Annotated in this window: 18 protein-coding genes and 1 pseudogene; 16 read left to right on the forward strand and 3 right to left on the reverse strand. The window is 33.2% G+C overall.

From position 1 onward, the window contains the following. Positions 1 to 7: 7 nt before the first annotated feature. Genes GYM73_RS03595 through GYM73_RS03605 form a run of 3 tightly spaced genes read right to left on the reverse strand, consistent with a single transcriptional unit; the run spans position 8 to position 2425 of the window. Positions 8 to 1246, reverse strand: coding sequence for a hypothetical protein (locus tag GYM73_RS03595; RefSeq protein ID WP_220234167.1), 1239 nt, complete (start codon positions 1244 to 1246; stop codon positions 8 to 10). 11 nt (positions 1247 to 1257) lie between these two features. After that, positions 1258 to 1977, reverse strand: a complete 720-nt coding sequence (gene ric / locus GYM73_RS03600; RefSeq protein ID WP_220234168.1) for an iron-sulfur cluster repair di-iron protein — start codon at positions 1975 to 1977, stop codon at positions 1258 to 1260. 7 nt (positions 1978 to 1984) lie between these two features. Beyond that, positions 1985 to 2425: an Rrf2 family transcriptional regulator gene (locus tag GYM73_RS03605; RefSeq protein ID WP_220234169.1), complete on the reverse strand. Its 441-nt coding sequence runs from the start codon at positions 2423 to 2425 to the stop codon at positions 1985 to 1987. Between the two features lie 363 nt (positions 2426 to 2788). Here GYM73_RS03605 and GYM73_RS03610 point away from each other — a divergent pair, with 363 nt between their 5' ends. The 16 genes and pseudogenes from GYM73_RS03610 (at position 2789) to GYM73_RS03685 (ending at position 16375) form a co-directional block, all read left to right on the forward strand. Then, positions 2789 to 3178 carry an Rrf2 family transcriptional regulator gene (locus GYM73_RS03610; RefSeq protein WP_255571022.1) on the forward strand — a complete coding sequence of 130 codons (390 nt, stop codon included), beginning with the start codon at positions 2789 to 2791 and terminating at the stop codon, positions 3176 to 3178. Between the two features lie 48 nt (positions 3179 to 3226). Continuing rightward, positions 3227 to 4701: pseudogene (locus GYM73_RS03615) on the forward strand (nitrate/nitrite transporter). A gap of 34 nt (positions 4702 to 4735) precedes the next feature. Continuing rightward, positions 4736 to 6091, forward strand: coding sequence for an MFS transporter (locus GYM73_RS03620; protein ID WP_160542294.1), 1356 nt, complete (start codon positions 4736 to 4738; stop codon positions 6089 to 6091). 16 nt (positions 6092 to 6107) lie between these two features. Further along, complete coding sequence (locus tag GYM73_RS03625; RefSeq protein ID WP_160542293.1) at positions 6108 to 7163, forward strand: respiratory nitrate reductase subunit gamma; 1056 nt, start codon at positions 6108 to 6110, stop codon at positions 7161 to 7163. Positions 7164 to 7209: 46 nt separating this feature from the next. Further along, positions 7210 to 9432 carry a molybdopterin oxidoreductase family protein gene (locus GYM73_RS03630; RefSeq protein WP_220234171.1) on the forward strand — a complete coding sequence of 741 codons (2223 nt, stop codon included), beginning with the start codon at positions 7210 to 7212 and terminating at the stop codon, positions 9430 to 9432. Positions 9433 to 9442: 10 nt separating this feature from the next. Continuing rightward, entirely contained in the window at positions 9443 to 10012 is a 570-nt protein-coding gene (locus GYM73_RS03635) for a 4Fe-4S dicluster domain-containing protein (RefSeq protein WP_105297390.1), read from the forward strand. A gap of 14 nt (positions 10013 to 10026) precedes the next feature. Next, positions 10027 to 10533: a Rieske (2Fe-2S) protein gene (locus tag GYM73_RS03640; protein ID WP_105297391.1), complete on the forward strand. Its 507-nt coding sequence runs from the start codon at positions 10027 to 10029 to the stop codon at positions 10531 to 10533. Between the two features lie 4 nt (positions 10534 to 10537). Next, positions 10538 to 10810, forward strand: a complete 273-nt coding sequence (locus GYM73_RS03645) for a hypothetical protein (protein ID WP_105297392.1) — start codon at positions 10538 to 10540, stop codon at positions 10808 to 10810. Continuing rightward, positions 10803 to 11786 (forward strand): GTP 3',8-cyclase MoaA, encoded by a 984-nt coding sequence (moaA, locus tag GYM73_RS03650; RefSeq protein WP_220234172.1) that lies wholly within the window; start codon positions 10803 to 10805, stop codon positions 11784 to 11786. Before GYM73_RS03645 ends, moaA begins: the two co-directional genes overlap by 8 nt. 38 nt (positions 11787 to 11824) lie before the next feature. Continuing rightward, positions 11825 to 13018, forward strand: a complete 1194-nt coding sequence (locus GYM73_RS03655) for a molybdopterin molybdotransferase MoeA (protein WP_220234173.1) — start codon at positions 11825 to 11827, stop codon at positions 13016 to 13018. After that, on the forward strand, positions 13006 to 13329 hold the full coding sequence (locus GYM73_RS03660) for a winged helix-turn-helix domain-containing protein (RefSeq protein ID WP_160567461.1): 324 nt from the start codon (positions 13006 to 13008) through the stop codon (positions 13327 to 13329). Before GYM73_RS03655 ends, GYM73_RS03660 begins: the two co-directional genes overlap by 13 nt. 2 nt (positions 13330 to 13331) lie before the next feature. Next, the gene (locus tag GYM73_RS03665; RefSeq protein WP_220234174.1) at positions 13332 to 13898 is read left to right on the forward strand and encodes a molybdenum cofactor guanylyltransferase; all 567 of its coding nucleotides are present in this window, start codon (positions 13332 to 13334) and stop codon (positions 13896 to 13898) included. After that, complete coding sequence (locus GYM73_RS03670; protein WP_160556462.1) at positions 13895 to 14125, forward strand: MoaD/ThiS family protein; 231 nt, start codon at positions 13895 to 13897, stop codon at positions 14123 to 14125. Before GYM73_RS03665 ends, GYM73_RS03670 begins: the two co-directional genes overlap by 4 nt. 20 nt (positions 14126 to 14145) lie before the next feature. After that, positions 14146 to 15231, forward strand: coding sequence for a HesA/MoeB/ThiF family protein (moeB, locus tag GYM73_RS03675; RefSeq protein WP_220234175.1), 1086 nt, complete (start codon positions 14146 to 14148; stop codon positions 15229 to 15231). 12 nt (positions 15232 to 15243) lie between these two features. Beyond that, entirely contained in the window at positions 15244 to 15681 is a 438-nt protein-coding gene (locus tag GYM73_RS03680) for a molybdenum cofactor biosynthesis protein MoaE (RefSeq protein WP_105297399.1), read from the forward strand. Positions 15682 to 15685: 4 nt separating this feature from the next. Further along, a complete protein-coding gene (locus GYM73_RS03685) occupies positions 15686 to 16375 on the forward strand; it encodes an MOSC domain-containing protein (RefSeq protein WP_220234176.1) in 690 nt (229 codons plus the stop codon). Positions 16376 to 16383: the final 8 nt, after the last annotated feature.

The following is a 16383-nucleotide window of genomic DNA, read 5'->3' on the forward strand; positions in this document are numbered from 1 at the left end:
CGATACTTTACTGGATTTGGCTATTGCTTTTTAAAGAAAGATTAGCTTGATATAAATACATCAAATATAATCCAAAACTTAAAGGAAATAACAAGCTGATCCAAGACAAAATACAAGAATAATAAGGAATTGAACCTTTATCTAAATAAATGTAAAATCCCTGTATAAATAATAAACCTTCCGAAATAAAGAAGAAAAGTAAGAAAAAGAAAGTACCGATCTGTATAAGATTATTTCTGCAGTTAATCCATTGACTTTGTATCAAGAGTAAAACAACAGCTAAAGTTGTATACATTCCAAGAACTTCCAAATGTATAAATCCTATACGTAAATTTTTAATCTCATGAGATAATTGAGCCATTTCCGGTACTAAAAGAAACAGTTGGATAACATTTTTTGCAATAAAGGAAATTACAAAACAACCATATAAAAGAGATAGGATATAATTATTTGTCTTACTAATTTTTACAATAAAAGGATGAATATACTTTAAATACAATACTAAAGCGGCAATGTTACAAAGAATCCCTAAAGAGTATACAAAATAAATATAAATCGAATGAAAATACCAGCTAAGAGGTAAGTCAAATGTTAAAAGTATACCTCCTAAAATCAAAATATAAAAATACCTGGCAATTTTAGGCGGAATCCTTAAAGATTTTATTGAAATCAATCGTAATAATAAAGCCAAAGAGCCCAATAAAAACCAACCGTTGATTTGGAAATGTAGATAAAATTGTATGCAAATAGAATACAATACAAAGTTCTTACCTAATGTTCCCATTGTAATCCCTAGTCCCCAAATTCCAAAAGAAGATATGAGCATACAAGTTAATGCTGATCTAAGAAAAATAGAACTCAAGTCATTCTCTTGAGTAATACTCTTAAAAGTTATAAAGCAGAAATAATAAGAACATAAAATATGTATAACGGAAAACAATATAGAAAACAAGCCATAGCCTTGAATCGGAAAGCTCAATAACATTCCCAAAATAGTTATTTGAGTAATCCAAAATAAGGCAGAATAGGAAGATAATTTTTTTTTATTTTGAGGGATAAAATACAGATAGATTAATACATAATATAATTGATACAATCCTCCCAACATAGCAATATGAGAATGAGTATGTAAAAAATTACCATACGGAAAACGTACCTCATAGTATTGAAATATCCTGAGTAAAAATCCCAGAACTCCGGCAACAAATACATTTAAAAAGCTTACAAATATCCACTTTTTAATCATCGTTTGTATTCTTAGTTCATAGAAGATTCCAATTGTATAGCTTTAGGAAACAAAATATTATTTTCCAAATGAATATGTTTGTGTAAATTTTGCTCAAATTCATCCAGCATAGCAAAAGATACACGATACGTATTGCAAGCCTCCATGGGTGGAGTATAATTTTGAGTTAATTCGCAAATTCTTTTAAATCGTTCACCTTCAATGTCATGATCGTGCTTCATCATCTCAATAGGATTTTGGACAGTACCAAAATGAGGAGTTACAAAGGGTAAATTTTTATTTTTAGCTTCATTCAATTGTCGAATAAAAGGAAATAAAATTCTTTCCTCCTTTTGTATATGTGCTTCTAAATCGTTTACAGAAGTTTCAAATAAATGATAAACTTCCACTAATTCGGGATGCCAAAAACCATGAACTTTCTGTACTTTATTTAAAAACTTTAACAATGAGGGGCTTTTTTCACGAATATATTGATGATGGATTTTTTCAATATAATCTGCCAATAAATCCGGCGGCCAAGATTTAAAATCAATGTTTTCCTCACGAACAGCTATTGCTTCATTGAGTTGATCGGTTAATTCTTTGATATCAATTGATTTTTTATCACAAGCTTGTTCGATGGTTCTATCTCCTTTACAACAAAAATCGATACCGTATTTTGAGAAAACGGAAGCTGTTTGATAATTTTCTGCTACAATTTCTCCAATAGTTGCGTTCCAATTATGTTCCATATTATATTTAATTTGTTATTTTTAAAAAAGTTAAACCGGAAATTACATCCCTAATCATATCTTCAATACTGATTGATTGGAGAGTATCCTGTAATTGATTCCGAATAGCCTTAAATTTATGGTGAGCAGGGCAAGGGTGATTCTCCGAGCATTTGGGTAATCCCAATGCACATCCCGTAAAAATTGAATCTCCATCAATAGCCGATACAATGTTGTATATTTTAATTTCCGATAAAGAATTAATAGGAATACTAAACCCACCCGAAGGTCCTTTATGGGAAGTAATTATATGATGCCTAACTAAAGTTTGTAAGATTTTAGCGGTAAACGCCTCCGGAGAATTAATTTCTGCAGAAATATCTTTCAAACCCGGTTTATTTCCTTTAAAAGATTGCGCACCAACAAATATCGTCGCTCTAATAGCATATTCACAGCTCTTCGAAAACAATTTCTAGATATTTAAATTGTGCCAAAGGTATAAAAAAAATAATAAAGGACAAAAATATCTTTTATTATATAGAAAATTATCAATATTTATATGGGATAAAAATGCTTGATTTACAGAATAATAAATTAAATTAAGGTAAATTTTGATATATAAATTGTAAAATAAATATAAAATATTAATACCTATATCTTAAAAAAACATAATAAAATTAAATGGTATATTAAGTTAAGAAATTGAAAATGAATCAGTTATTTATAATCTTTTTAAATATTGAAGATAATAGGATATAAAAGTCTTATTATAATTTTTAAATTTGTATATTTGTAGAAATAAAACTATGTTTAATTTCTGCATTAGAAAATAATGTTTTCAAAAACAAGTGAATACGCAATTAAAATTATGATATATCTAAGTGCTAACAGTACAGTAGATAATTTGCGTCAAGTCAAAGAGGTAAGTGAAGCATTAGTCACTCCCGGGCCATTTACTGCTAAAATTTTGCAGCAATTGGTTAAAGCAGGTTTATTGTTTTCAATGAAAGGTAAAAATGGCGGGTTCACTTTAAGCAGAGAACTGGGGGAAATCAAGATTTCTGATATAGTTATAGCAGTTGATGGAGAAAAATCTATAAATCGATGCCTTTTAGGTTTAAAAGATTGTTCTTCAGAAAACCCTTGTCCTTTACATCATAAATTTTATAAAATCAAAGACGATTTTAAAAAATATGTTTTGGATTCAACCTTAGAAGTCTAACAATTAACTATTATACAACTATTAACTATTATTAAACTACTTTATTAAATGAGCACTAAATTACTTCAATCTCACAAAATACTTTTTTTAAATACATTAGCCTTTACGATTTGCTTTGCCTGTTGGACACTCAATGGTGTTTAGTAACTTACTTAGTAGATAAAGGCATATTTGATTTTTCTGTGGTAGAAACGGGATGGCTGTTGGGAATTCCTGTTTTAACAGGGTCACTTTTACGACTACCTATCGGAATTTTAACGGATAAATTCGGCGGTAAATATGTATTTGCAGGTTTACTTTTGTTTTGTTCCATTCCTTTATTTTTACTACCTATGGCCAAATCCTTTTGGGTATTTGCTTTATTAAGCTTTTTGTTTGGATTTGTAGGAACAAGCTTTGCTATAGGAGTAGGGTATACCTCTGTTTGGTATCCTAAAGAATGGCAAGGAAGAGCCCTGGGAATTTTTGGAATGGGAAATGCAGGAGCAGCTTTAACCACTTTTTTTGCGCCGACTCTTTTAAACTATTTTTCAAAGAATGATCCCGATAACGGATGGAAAATGCTTCCGATAACTTATGCAACAGTGTTGTTGGTTATAGGGATTTTATTCCTACTATTTGCCAAAAATAAAAAACCGGCCGGAAATGCTAGAAATTTGAATCAAATGTTATCTCCATTAAAAAAAGGGAGAGTATGGCGTTTCGGTTTATATTATTTATTAGTATTCGGTTTTTTCGTAGCTTATTCTCAATGGTTGGTTCCCAACTTCATGAACGTTTATGGAACGTCTCTAGTAGTAGCAGGAATGTTTGCTTCTTACTTTAGTCTTCCTTCAGGAGTAATTAGAGCTTTTGGGGGATATCTTTCAGATAAATTTGGAGCAAGGAAAGTTATGTATTGGGTATTAGGCTCTTCTGTCGCATTAAGTTTCTTATTAATGTTCCCTAAAATGGATATTTATACGGATGGACAAGGAGTTTCTGCAGCCAAAAAAGGAATAGTAACTAAAGTTACGGCAAATAGCGTAACTGTTGATACTAAAGAATATGTAATTAAAGAAAAAGAAGATAGAGCAGACAAGAAAAAAGATATATTTCCAACTAAAGAATCTTGGCAAGAAATTGTTGTAAAAGAAAACCAGCAGGTTAACAAAAAAGATTTATTAGCCAAAGGAATTACTGAAATCAGTTTTGATGCTAATATGTGGGTTTATTTAGTATTGGTAATATGTATAGGAATTTCTTGGGGAATAGGAAAAGCAGCTGTTTACAAACATATACCTGAATATTTTCCTAATGAAGTTGGAGTGGTAGGAGGCATGGTAGGCCTTATCGGTGGATTGGGAGGATTCATCGGACCAATTATTTTTGGATATTTTCTTAATTATACAGGTTTGTGGACCAGTTCTTGGATATTAATATTTATTATTTCATTAACCTGTCTAATTTGTATGCACAGAGTAATATTAAAAATGACTCGTGAAAAAATGCCTGAAATTTATAATGATATAGAAAAAAAATAAAAAAATCAAATTATAACTTAAAATAAATTCAAATATGGGTACATGGCTAAAAGAATGGAAGCCTGAAGACAATAATTTTTGGGAATCTACAGGTAAGAAAATAGCTTGGAGAACATTGACAATAACTACAATATCCCTAACACTATCATTTATCGTATGGTATTTAATGAGTGGTATTGTAACTAAACTTCCGGGTATAGGTTTTAACTTTACGGAAAAAGAGCTATTCTGGTTGGCTTCACTTCCCGGATTAGCAGCCGGAACTTTACGTATTGTCCATACTTTCTTAATCCCAATTTACGGGACAAGACATACCGTTACATTTTCTACCTTAATAAAATTAATACCGGTAATCGGTATAGCTTTAGCAGTAATGAATCCGGAAACTCCATTTTGGGTGTTTGCTGTATTGGCTTTTACCATGGGATTCGGAGGTGGAGACTTTTCATCTTTTATGCCTTCAACCAATATGTTTTTCCCGGCTCGTTTAAAAGGAACAGCTTTAGGAGTACAAGCAGGTATTGGTAATTTTGGAGTAAGTATCGTACAATTTTTAACTCCGGCTTTACTGGGAGTAGCCATTGTAGGAGCTCCGGAAATTTTAAAAACTACCGATCCAATTACTCATGAAGTAACGACCAAACCGATTTATCTACAAAGCCCGGCTTTAATATATGCACCAATACTAATAATAATGACTTTAGTTTGTTGGTTTGGCTTACGAAGCATCCCTTTAAAATCATCATTTAAAGAACAATTAGGGATTTTCAAAATCAAACATACTTGGTTTTGTACAATTACCTATTTTATGACATTCGGTACTTTCTCCGGACTTGCAGCAGCATTTCCGTTAATGATAAAATCATTATATGGAGACTTTCCGGGAGCTCCGGATCCGTTAAAATATGCATTTTATGGTCCATTAATCGGTTCTGCCAGTAGAGTAGCTTTTGGATTCGTTGCAGATAGAGTAGGAGGAGCCGTATTAACAACAATTACAGGTCTAGGATTTGCCGGTTGTATTGCAGTTATGATTACTATGGGATTGGTAGCACCGACTTCCATAGATCAATTTCCTTTATTCTTAGCTATGATGTTAACCATATTCTTTTTCTCAGGAATGGGAAATGCGGGAACTTTCAGACAATTTCCTATCATTTTCAAAGATAACCCGGTACATTCTGCAGGAGTAATAGGGTGGACAGCAGCTATCGCAGCCTACGGACCGTTTATATTTTCAATGATTATTGGAGCTGAATTACAATCATCTAAAGCTTCAGGATTGAAAAGTGTAAATTCTTTTTTCTGGGGAATACTTATATTTTCACTTTTAGCAACTGCTATAAATTGGTATTACTATCAAAGAAAAGGAGCTGAAAGACCAAGCTAAATAAATCATAAAAATTATGTTTAAATCATTTAGTACACTTAATAAACCGGCATTGTTAAAAGCAACTATTGCTACACTCTTAATTATTGCCTTAGTTTTTATAGGTTCGCGCAATCTTCAAAATTTTGATGCCGCATTAATAGCCTATTTATTTGGAGCTGTCTTTTGTGTATTTGGAGTAACTTATCGTTATTCCATTTGGTTGCAACGTCCGCCAACTAAAATGTATTGGAGACGTTCTTGGCAGTTTTTTTTCAGTAAGCATTTTATCGCTTATGCAATAAGAGGGCTTAAATTATTTTGTCAAAATATACTTTTTCAAAAATTTATATACCCGAGAGGTCGAACCCGATGGATAGGACATTTTATGTTAGCCACCGGTTGTTTAATCGCATTTTGTATAACTTTTCCGCTAACTTTCGGTTGGATACATTTTACCTTAGAATCAGGTTCAATGTCTACTTATGAAGCTCATATGTTTGGTTTTAAAGTAATGGATTTTCAATTAGGATCTTTCTTTGCTTTTTTAGTATTTCATGCTTTGGTTTGGTGTTCTATATTAGTTATCATCGGTTCAATTATGATGATGAAAAGAAGGCTTACCAACGGAGGCTTAATAGCTACCCAAACATTTGACGGAGATTGGTTACCGCTACTTTTGTTGATAGCCATATCATTAACAGGAATAGGAATTGTTTTCGACTATACCTATTTGGACGGAAAAACCAATCAATTCATGTCAGTTTCACATGCGGTTACTGTGATATTGTTTTTAGTATGGATGCCGTTTGGAAAATTTTTCCACATATTCCAACGTCCGGCGCAACTTGGTGCCAATATATATAAAACAGAAGGTATAAGACAAGGTATGGCGGTGTGTCCTCACACCAAAGAGGAATTTGCTACCAAAATGCACGTTAATGACCTTAAAACTGTTACCAAAGAATTGGGATTTGACTTTACCTTAGAAGACGGTAGCAGTCATTTAGACTATAGCCCGGAAGGAAAACGATCTGCCCTTGCAATCGCTCACCTCAAAGCTAGAAAAGAATCCGGTAGTTTCTTCGGATAAAAAATAGAAACTATAGTAATTATAATGATAAAATAAAATTAATTATATGGCTAAATTACCTGTAGATGGAGATAAAATTATAGAGCAATTTGGACCTCATAAAAATTATACACCTAAAGAAGGTTTCAAAGGAATTTCAGATCCGGATAAACTTGTAAAAACACATTGTTGTTTTTGCGGAATGCAATGTGGTATTCAGCTAAAAGTAAAAGATAATAAAGTAATCGGATTCGAACCTTGGAAAGAATTTCCTTTTAATGAAGGAAGACTTTGTCCAAAAGGAGTTCAGCGTTATCTACAAGATAATCATCCGGATCGATTACTTCATCCGATGCAAAGGGTTGAAAACGAAGGTTTTAAGCCTATTTCTTGGGATGATTCATTTGACAAGATAATTTCAGAAATTCATAGAATTCAAGGGCAATATGGAAACAATGCTTTTGCTATGCTTTCAGGAGTTTCGCTAACCAATGAAAAGAGTTACATGATCGGTAAATTTGCTCGTGTAGCTTTAAAAACAGCTAATTTGGACTACAACGGAAGACTTTGTATGGTTAGTGCCGGTGCAGGAAATAAAAAAGCATTCGGAATGGACCGATCTTCCAACAGTTGGGCAGATTTAAAACATGCGGAAGTTATCATGGTAGCCGGAGCAAATGTGAGTGAAACGTTTCCTACTTTAACTTATCGACTTTGGGAAGCCAGAGATAACGGTGCAAAGTTAGTGGTAGTCGATCCAAGAGTCACCCCGTTTGCTAGAACTGCAGACTTACATTTAGATTTACGTCCGGGTACAGACTCTGCTTTATACGGAGCTATACTTAAAATCTTATTTGACAACGATTGGGTAGACCATGAATTTATTGAAAAACACACCTCAGGTTTAGAAGAAACCTTACAGTCAATTCAAGATCATACGGTAGAATGGGCTGAAGAGGTAACCGGTGTTTCAGCAGATAAAATACGCAAAGCAGCCGAAATATGGGGTAAAGCCAAAACCAGCTTCTTATTACATGCCAGAGGAATCGAGCAACATTCCAAAGGGGTAGATAATGTAGTTGGATGCATTAATTTAGTGTTGGCAACCGGAAGACTTGGAAAACCTTATTGTGGTTATGGTACCATAACAGGTCAAGGAAACGGACAAGGAGGTAGAGAGCACGGACACAAATGTGATCAACTTCCTGGAAACAGAGATATAGAAAATCCTGAAGACAGAAAAATAGTTTCCGAAATATGGGGAATCGATGAAAAAGATTTACCGCACAAAGGATACAGTGCTTGGGAAATTATTGAGGCAATCCATAGAGGAGAAATCAAAGGACTTATTTCCATTTGCTTTAATCCTTTAGTTTCTTTACCTAATAATAATTACGTACGTTCTGCCTTAGAAAAATTAGAATTCTATGTAGCCATAGACTTCTTTTTAAGTGAAACCGCACGTTATGCCGATTTAGTTTTGGCAGGATCCCTGCAGGAAGAAGAAGAAGGTACGGTTACCACAGCAGAAGGAAGGGTAGTTCGTGTGCGTCAATGTGTAACCCCTCCGGGAGATGCCAGAACCGATACCAGTATTATTTTGGAATTGGCCAGAAGGTTAGGAGTAGAATCTTATTTCCCGTATAAAAACAGCGAAGAAATTTTCAATGAATTGAGAATAGCTTCCAGAAACAGTAGAGCTGATTATTATGGAATAACTTACGATCGAATTGAAAAAGAAATGGGAGTTTTTTGGCCTTGTCCCGAAATAGGACATCCGGGTACTCCTAGGCTTTGGGAAGATTATAAATTTAAAACACCTGATGGAAAAGCACATTTCAATCCGGCCCCTTATCGCTTATCTTCAGAAATGACCGATGAAGAATATCCGATTATTTTAACTACAGGACGGGTTGTTTCTCAATATCTAAGCGGTACGCAAACCAGAAGGATCGGAAAATTGGTGGACCAATATCCTGAACCTTTATTAGAAATACATCCTAATCTGGCACAAAAATACGGTATACAAGATAGTGATTTAATTCGAGTAGTAACTCGAAGAGGAGAAATGATAGTTCCTGCCAATGTAGTAGAAACCATCAGAGAAGATACCGTATTTATACCGTATCACTGGGGAGGAAAACATTCGGTGAATCAATTAACAATATCAACTTTAGATGCTGTTTCCAAAATGCCCGAATTTAAAGTATGTGCATGTAAATTAATTAATACAGGTAAAAAATTATCAAAAGAAGAAGAATCCAAAGCATTCCAAAGTTCAATTGGATAAATTAGAAAATATGGTAAGTACAGAATATAATAAAAATGTAGGCTTTTTCGTGGACATGCAAAGGTGCATTGGATGTCATGCATGTGAAATGGCGTGTGCTGAGTGTGAAACTAACGGACAGGACAGTATGATCAATATCCATTATGTTGATCGTAAACATACCATACAAACCACTGTACAGGTTTGTATGCATTGCGATGACCCCGTTTGTGCTAATGTTTGTCCGGCTGATGCCATAACCAAAGATACTTTCGGTGTAGTACATTCAGCAAATACTTCTCGTTGTATCGGATGTTCTAACTGCGTAATGGCTTGTCCATTCGGAGTACCTAAAAAAATGGAAGAAGCAGAACTAATGATGAAATGTAATATGTGTTACGACCGTACCAGTGCAGGACTAAAACCTATGTGCGCAACGGTTTGTCCTAGTGGAGCACTATTCTATGGAACTTTAGAAGAAATAGAAGCAAAACGTCCGAACAGTACACCGGTGAATAAGTTTATTTTTGGTAAACAAGAAGTAGTTACCAAAGTAAATATTATGATGCCTAAAGGAAGTACCGAGTTAAAAGTTCACTAATAATATTGAAGAAAATGTCAAAAAAAGATAAAGAGAAACCCATTTGGAAAACAGATTTTCCTATAAAGCAGGATGAAGCAACGCATGTTTCAAGAAGAGAATTTGCAAAGTTTTTATGCCTACTATCCGGTGGATTAGCTATAGGAAACGGTGCAATAGCTGCTAAATCTTTATTATTTCCTAAAAAAAGGCTGGATGAAGAATATTTTGTTTGTAATTCAACAGAAGTTCCTATTGGAAAGATGAAAGCCTTTGTAATTAATGAAAACCATAAAGTACCCTATATACTTATACATTTAGGTGAAGATAAATGGAGATGTTTTGAACAAAAATGCACTCATTTATCTTGTGCGGTATTATATGATCACGATCAAAATAAAATCGTTTGTCCTTGTCATAAAGGGTTTTTTAATCCTGAAACAGGAGAAGTACTGCAAGGTCCGCCGCCAAGACCCTTACCACAACTGTCTGTTGTAATAAGAGATGGAAAAGTATACGTAACAGATAAAGATAAAGCCTAAGAATATGAATAATTTCAAAGAAGTTCAAAATTCAGCAAATTCTAATAAAATTAATACATTAATGTCTGCAATTATTGTTATATTAATATTAATTTTAACCTTGCAGGTATGGATGATGTATGGAGCATTGAACAATGCGTTAGATGATAACCAGGCGTTTGCATGGGCAACATTTGGAGGTTCGGTTTTTCTTTTCTTCTCGGCTGTCTTTTTACTAAGATATTTACCGGAACCACCTAAAAATCTAAAAAAAGATCCGAATAATAAATATGAATAAACTAGTTGATAGTTATAATCGAATTCATAATTATTTGAGAATTTCTCTTACAGACAGTTGTAATTTCCGTTGCATTTACTGCATGCCCAATGAAAAAATGCAGTGTTTGCCTTACGGAAAATTAATGAGTCCGGAAGAAATTTTCAGCATAGCTAAAACGTTTACTAATTATCAAATAAATAAAATACGTCTTACCGGAGGAGAACCTTTGGTAAGACGTGATTTTGAAGAAATAGTTAAAAGGTTGTCTACTTTACCGGTAGAATTGAATTTAACAACCAACGGGGTGCTTTTACATAAGTATGCGGATTTATTAAAAGAGATAGGGTTGCATACAGTAAATATCAGCATTGACAGTTTACAAGAAGAAAAATTTAAACTCCTTACAAAGCGTAATGCATTCTCTCAAGTTTGGGATAACATTCTACTTTTCGTAAACCGAGGTTTTCAGGTTAAGCTCAACACGGTACTTATGAAAAATGTTAATGATGACGAAATAAAAGATTTCATCTCGTTAACCAAAAATTTTCCAATACAAGTTCGTTTTATAGAATTTATGCCCTTTAATGGAAATCAATGGGAAAAAAATAAGGTTATTACTATGGACGAAATGTTGGATGAAATAGATTCTCATTTTATTTATGATAAAATTCAGGATCACAACCACGATACAACCAAAAAATTTAAAGTTAAAGGATATGAAGGAACTTTTGCCTTTATAACAACCATGAGTCAACCTTTTTGTCAAGGATGTAATAGAATGAGAATTACTGCTGACGGAAAGATGAAAAATTGTCTCTTTGGAAAAGATGAATTTGATATTTTAGGAACCTTACGAAAAGGTGAAGATATTGAACCGCTCATACAATCTTTTCTAAAAAACAAACATAAAAAGATGGGAGGTCAATTTGAAAATTTTATAAAATTAAATCCCGAATATCTTAAAAACAGGAGTATGATTAAAATTGGCGGTTAACTTTTCTTTTCGATATGCTAAAAAAAACCTATTGAAACATGAATGAATTTATAACAGTATCTGAGGCGAGAACCCTTATTTCCAACGAAATACGTATTAAATGTCCCATTCGTGAGAAGAATTTGAGCGATTCTTTGCATTCGTATATAGCTAAACCGATATATGCACCCATAGACGTACCGAATTTTACCAATTCAGCGATGGACGGATACGCTTTTTGTTATCAAGATTGGGTGGATAAAAACGAAATAACGGTTAAATACGTCATACAAGCGGGACAAACTGAATTGCCAACTCTAAAAAGAGGAGAAGCAGCTCGAATATTTACCGGAGCAATGATTCCGATCGGTGCAGATATAGTAGTCATGCAAGAAAAAGCAACCGTTGAAAATAATAAATTAATAGTTCAAAAAGGAGAATTTCAAAAAGGAGATAATATACGCCCCCTAGGTTCTCAAACAAAAAAGGGTGAATTAGTGGCAGCAGAAAACACATTGATTACACCGGGCGTTATAGGTATGTTAGCAGGTTTTGGAATAGAAAAGGTACACGTTTTTTCTTCACCAAAAATTGGGATTATCGTTACAGGGAATGAATTAGTTACGGGAGGAACACCTTTAAAAAAAGGACAAATATATGAGAGTAACTCAATTACGCTGCAATCTGCTTTAAAAGAAATGGATATTTCAGTTGAATTTATAGTAAAAGTTTCTGATGATAAAGAAAAAACATTTCGTGAAATCCAAACGAGAACAGCAGAAGTTGATGTATTATTGCTTACAGGAGGTATTTCTGTAGGAGATTATGACTATGTAAAAGAAAGCTTAGAAAGAGCAGAGATACACCAACTTTTTTATAAAATTCAGCAAAAACCGGGTAAACCACTATATTTTGGTAAAAAAGAACAACATTATGTATTTGCCTTACCCGGTAATCCCGCATCCGTTTTAACGTGTTTTTATCAATATGTTCGTCCTTTCTTAAAAGGATTGAAAGGAGAAAATCATATTTTTAATTCCTATGAAGATGCCCAGTTGATGAATGACTTTAACAAAAAAAATAAACTCACTAATTTTTTAAAAGGGCATTTAGAAAATGGAGAGGTAAGCATAACATCCTCTCAAGAATCCTATAAAATGAACTCATTCAGTAGCGCGAATTGTATAGTAGAAATATCGGGAGAGGAAAGAATGATCCGTCAAGGGGAAAAATTTACAGTATGGAGAATTTAAAAATAGAAGGATATATTTGGTTAGAAACTACCCACGGCTTAAAAATAGGCAGGGGACGGGCCGAACTATTGAACAGTATTGAGGAGACCGGATCTATAGCCGCTGCGGCCAGAGAAATCGGCATACCTTATAGAAAAGCATGGGGAATGGTAAGAGAAATGAACGAATATTCCAATACACCGCTGGTTTTTAAAAATCTGGGAGGTAAAAATGGAGGAGGTGCTTTCTTGACTAAAGAAGGGAAAAAAATTGTGGAAGAATATAAAAAAATAAACGGACAGTTTAATTTGTTTAAAACCAAAACTTTATAACAATGGAAGCTTATATCCTTGCAGGAGGAAAAAGTACTCGCATGGGAGAGGATAAAGGTTTAAAAAAACTAAACGGAATTCCTATAATACAATACAGCATTGAAGTTTTATCCCAATGTTTTCCTTCGGTTAAAATTAATACGGATAAAGAAGAATATAAACAATTCGGTTTAGAATTGGTTGCAGATAAGATTAAAAATAAAGGACCATTGGGAGGAATCCATGCAGCATTAGATCACTCAAAAAAAGATGTATTTGTTGTAAGTTGTGATATGCCTTTTATTACCCCCGAAGCAATTAATTATCTAGTTGACAACCTCAGTACAAATTTAGCCACCATAGCAAGTTATAACGGAAGAATTCAACCATTGTTTGGAATATATACCTATGATGCACTACAATTTATAGAAGATAAACTAGCCCATAACCAATTAAAATTGACGGAATTTATTATAGAATCCGAATCTAAAATAATTGATCTAACTGAGATAATTAAAAAAGATATCTTTTCAAATATAAATACCCAAGAAGAATTTAAGAAAATCGAAAAAAATTTTAAAACAATATGAATATTAAAATTTTCGGGAAATTAACCGATATTTTTCAGAATGAAAAATATCAACTTAATGATAAAGTTAATACTGTTTCAGAACTTAAAGAAATATTGGAAACTTATTTTCCTGAATTAAAATCATTAAATTATTTGATTATTGTTAATAACCAAAATGCAAAAGAAACAGACCCGATACCGGAAGGTGCAGAAATAGCTTTACTTCCGCCATATTCCGGAGGATAAAAATTTAATTTAATCAATCGATGGATTTTAAAAGATATAACAGACAAATAATTTTGTCCGGATTTGGTATGGAAGCCCAGAATAAACTTTGTAAGTCTCGTGTATTGGTGGTGGGAGCAGGAGGATTGGGTTGCCCCGTGCTTCAATATTTAGCTTCAGCCGGAGTTGGACAATTGGGAATTGTTGATTATGACACTGTTGAATTGACCAATTTACATAGACAAATTTTATTCAAAGAAGGCGATATAGGAAAGTTTAAATCGGAAGCAGCAAAAGAAAGGCTGGAAGAAATGAACTCAACTATTAAAATTATCTCTTTCAAGGAAAAGGTTACTTCAAAAAACGTATGTAAACTTATAGATTCCTATGAAATCGTTGTAGATTGTACAGATAATTTTCAGGTACGGTACCTTCTTAATGATATTTGTACCTTAAAAAATATTCCCTTAGTATATGGAGCCATTTACCAATATGAAGGTCAAGTTTCTGTATTCAATGTGGAAAAAGATAAAATGAAAACCAATTACAGAGATTTGTTTCCTGATCCACCCAAACCTTCAGAAGTTCCAACCTGCAATGAGACAGGAGTTTTGGGTACTCTGACGGGTATAATTGGCACTATACAAGCCCAAGAAGTTATAAAATTAATTACAGGTATCGGAGAACCTTTAGTACATAAATTAATGATATTTAACATCTTGTATTATAGTACTCGAATTATTAATTTTGCCGAGTCGGAAAAAAATTCAACTCCAAAAAATGAAGATGAATTTAAAACAATCGATTATGAATGTAGTTGTGGAATTTTTTCATCCGAAAATGAAATTGAAAATCTTTCCCGGTTGGAAGAAGTACTTTCCAATGAAAAATCGATACTGGTTGATGTAAGAAATGAAAATGAACTACCCAAAATTTCCGGTTTCGACTATATACAAATTCCGTTGTCTGTGATTGAAGAAAATATACCTATTCTTGAAAAATTTGACACAATTGTATTTGTTTGTAAAACGGGAATACGCAGCAGCCGAGCTGTCGAGATAGCCAAAGAATTGTTTCCCAATAAAGCTATATGGCATATTCGAAACGGAATTGACACGATTTTTTAAATAGAGAATTATATGAAAAAAATATATCCATTTTTAGAGGGAGCTATACCCGCAGAATTTATTTCTGAAAGTATTCAAAGCCATACTCATAAAAAAGATATTGGAGGACATAGCATTTTTTTAGGACAAGTTAGAGCAGATATAGTTGAAGGAAAGGAAGTTGAAGGAATAGAATTTACCGCCTATCAAGAAATGGCCGTTGAAAAACTTTCTCAACTACGGGAAGAAATATTTTCTAAATACGATTTGTTGTGCATGCATGTATATCATAGCCTCGGTTTGGTAAAAAAAGGCGGAATATGTCTTTTTGTTTTTACATCATCTAAACATAGAAAACCTGCTATGCTGGCTTGTGACGAATTAGTTGAGAGAATAAAAAAAGAACTTCCCATTTGGGGTAAAGAAATATTTAGCGATAACAGCTACCAATGGAAAGAAAACAAACAATAAAACCATGAAAAAACCTTTAATTAGCTCTTTACATGCGGGTAAAATACAACGCTTGGCTAACACAGAATATCAAAGCGCCATTAACAAAAAAAAAGTTACCGACTCGCAAAAGGTATCCAAATTGGGATTAATTAATGATGAACAGAGTGATAAGATCAATCATGGAGGAGAAGAAAAAGCGGTACATCAATATGCCTTTGAAAATTATGAATATTGGAAAACGTCTTTGCCTGAACTTCCTTTATTAGAAAAATCAGGAGCATTCGGCGAAAATATTTCCTCATTAGGAATGACGGAAGAGACGGTTATGATCGGAGATATTTATAAAATCGGCAGCTGCGTGTTAGAAGTAAGTCAAGCCAGACAACCGTGTTGGAAATTAAACTATCATTTTCAATGCAGTGATATGTCGCTTAGAGTACAAGAAAGTTTAAAAACAGGATGGTATTATCGTGTATTGGAAGAAGGAAGTTTAAAAGAAGGAGATACTATTGAGCTAATAGATCGGCCATACCCCGAGTATAGTTTAACCTATTTATTAACTATTTTATATAAAAAAGAAAATTGTTTAGATAAGGAAATTTTAAACAAATTATTAAAGATAAAATCATTAGCACTAAGTTGGAAAAAAATATTTAGCAATCGTTTAGAAAATGGAACCATTGAAAATTGGGATAAACGATTGTTTAAATAGAGAAAATT

It is taken from the genome of Apibacter sp. ESL0432, assembly GCF_019469225.1.
GTDB lineage: Bacteria > Bacteroidota > Bacteroidia > Flavobacteriales > Weeksellaceae > Apibacter.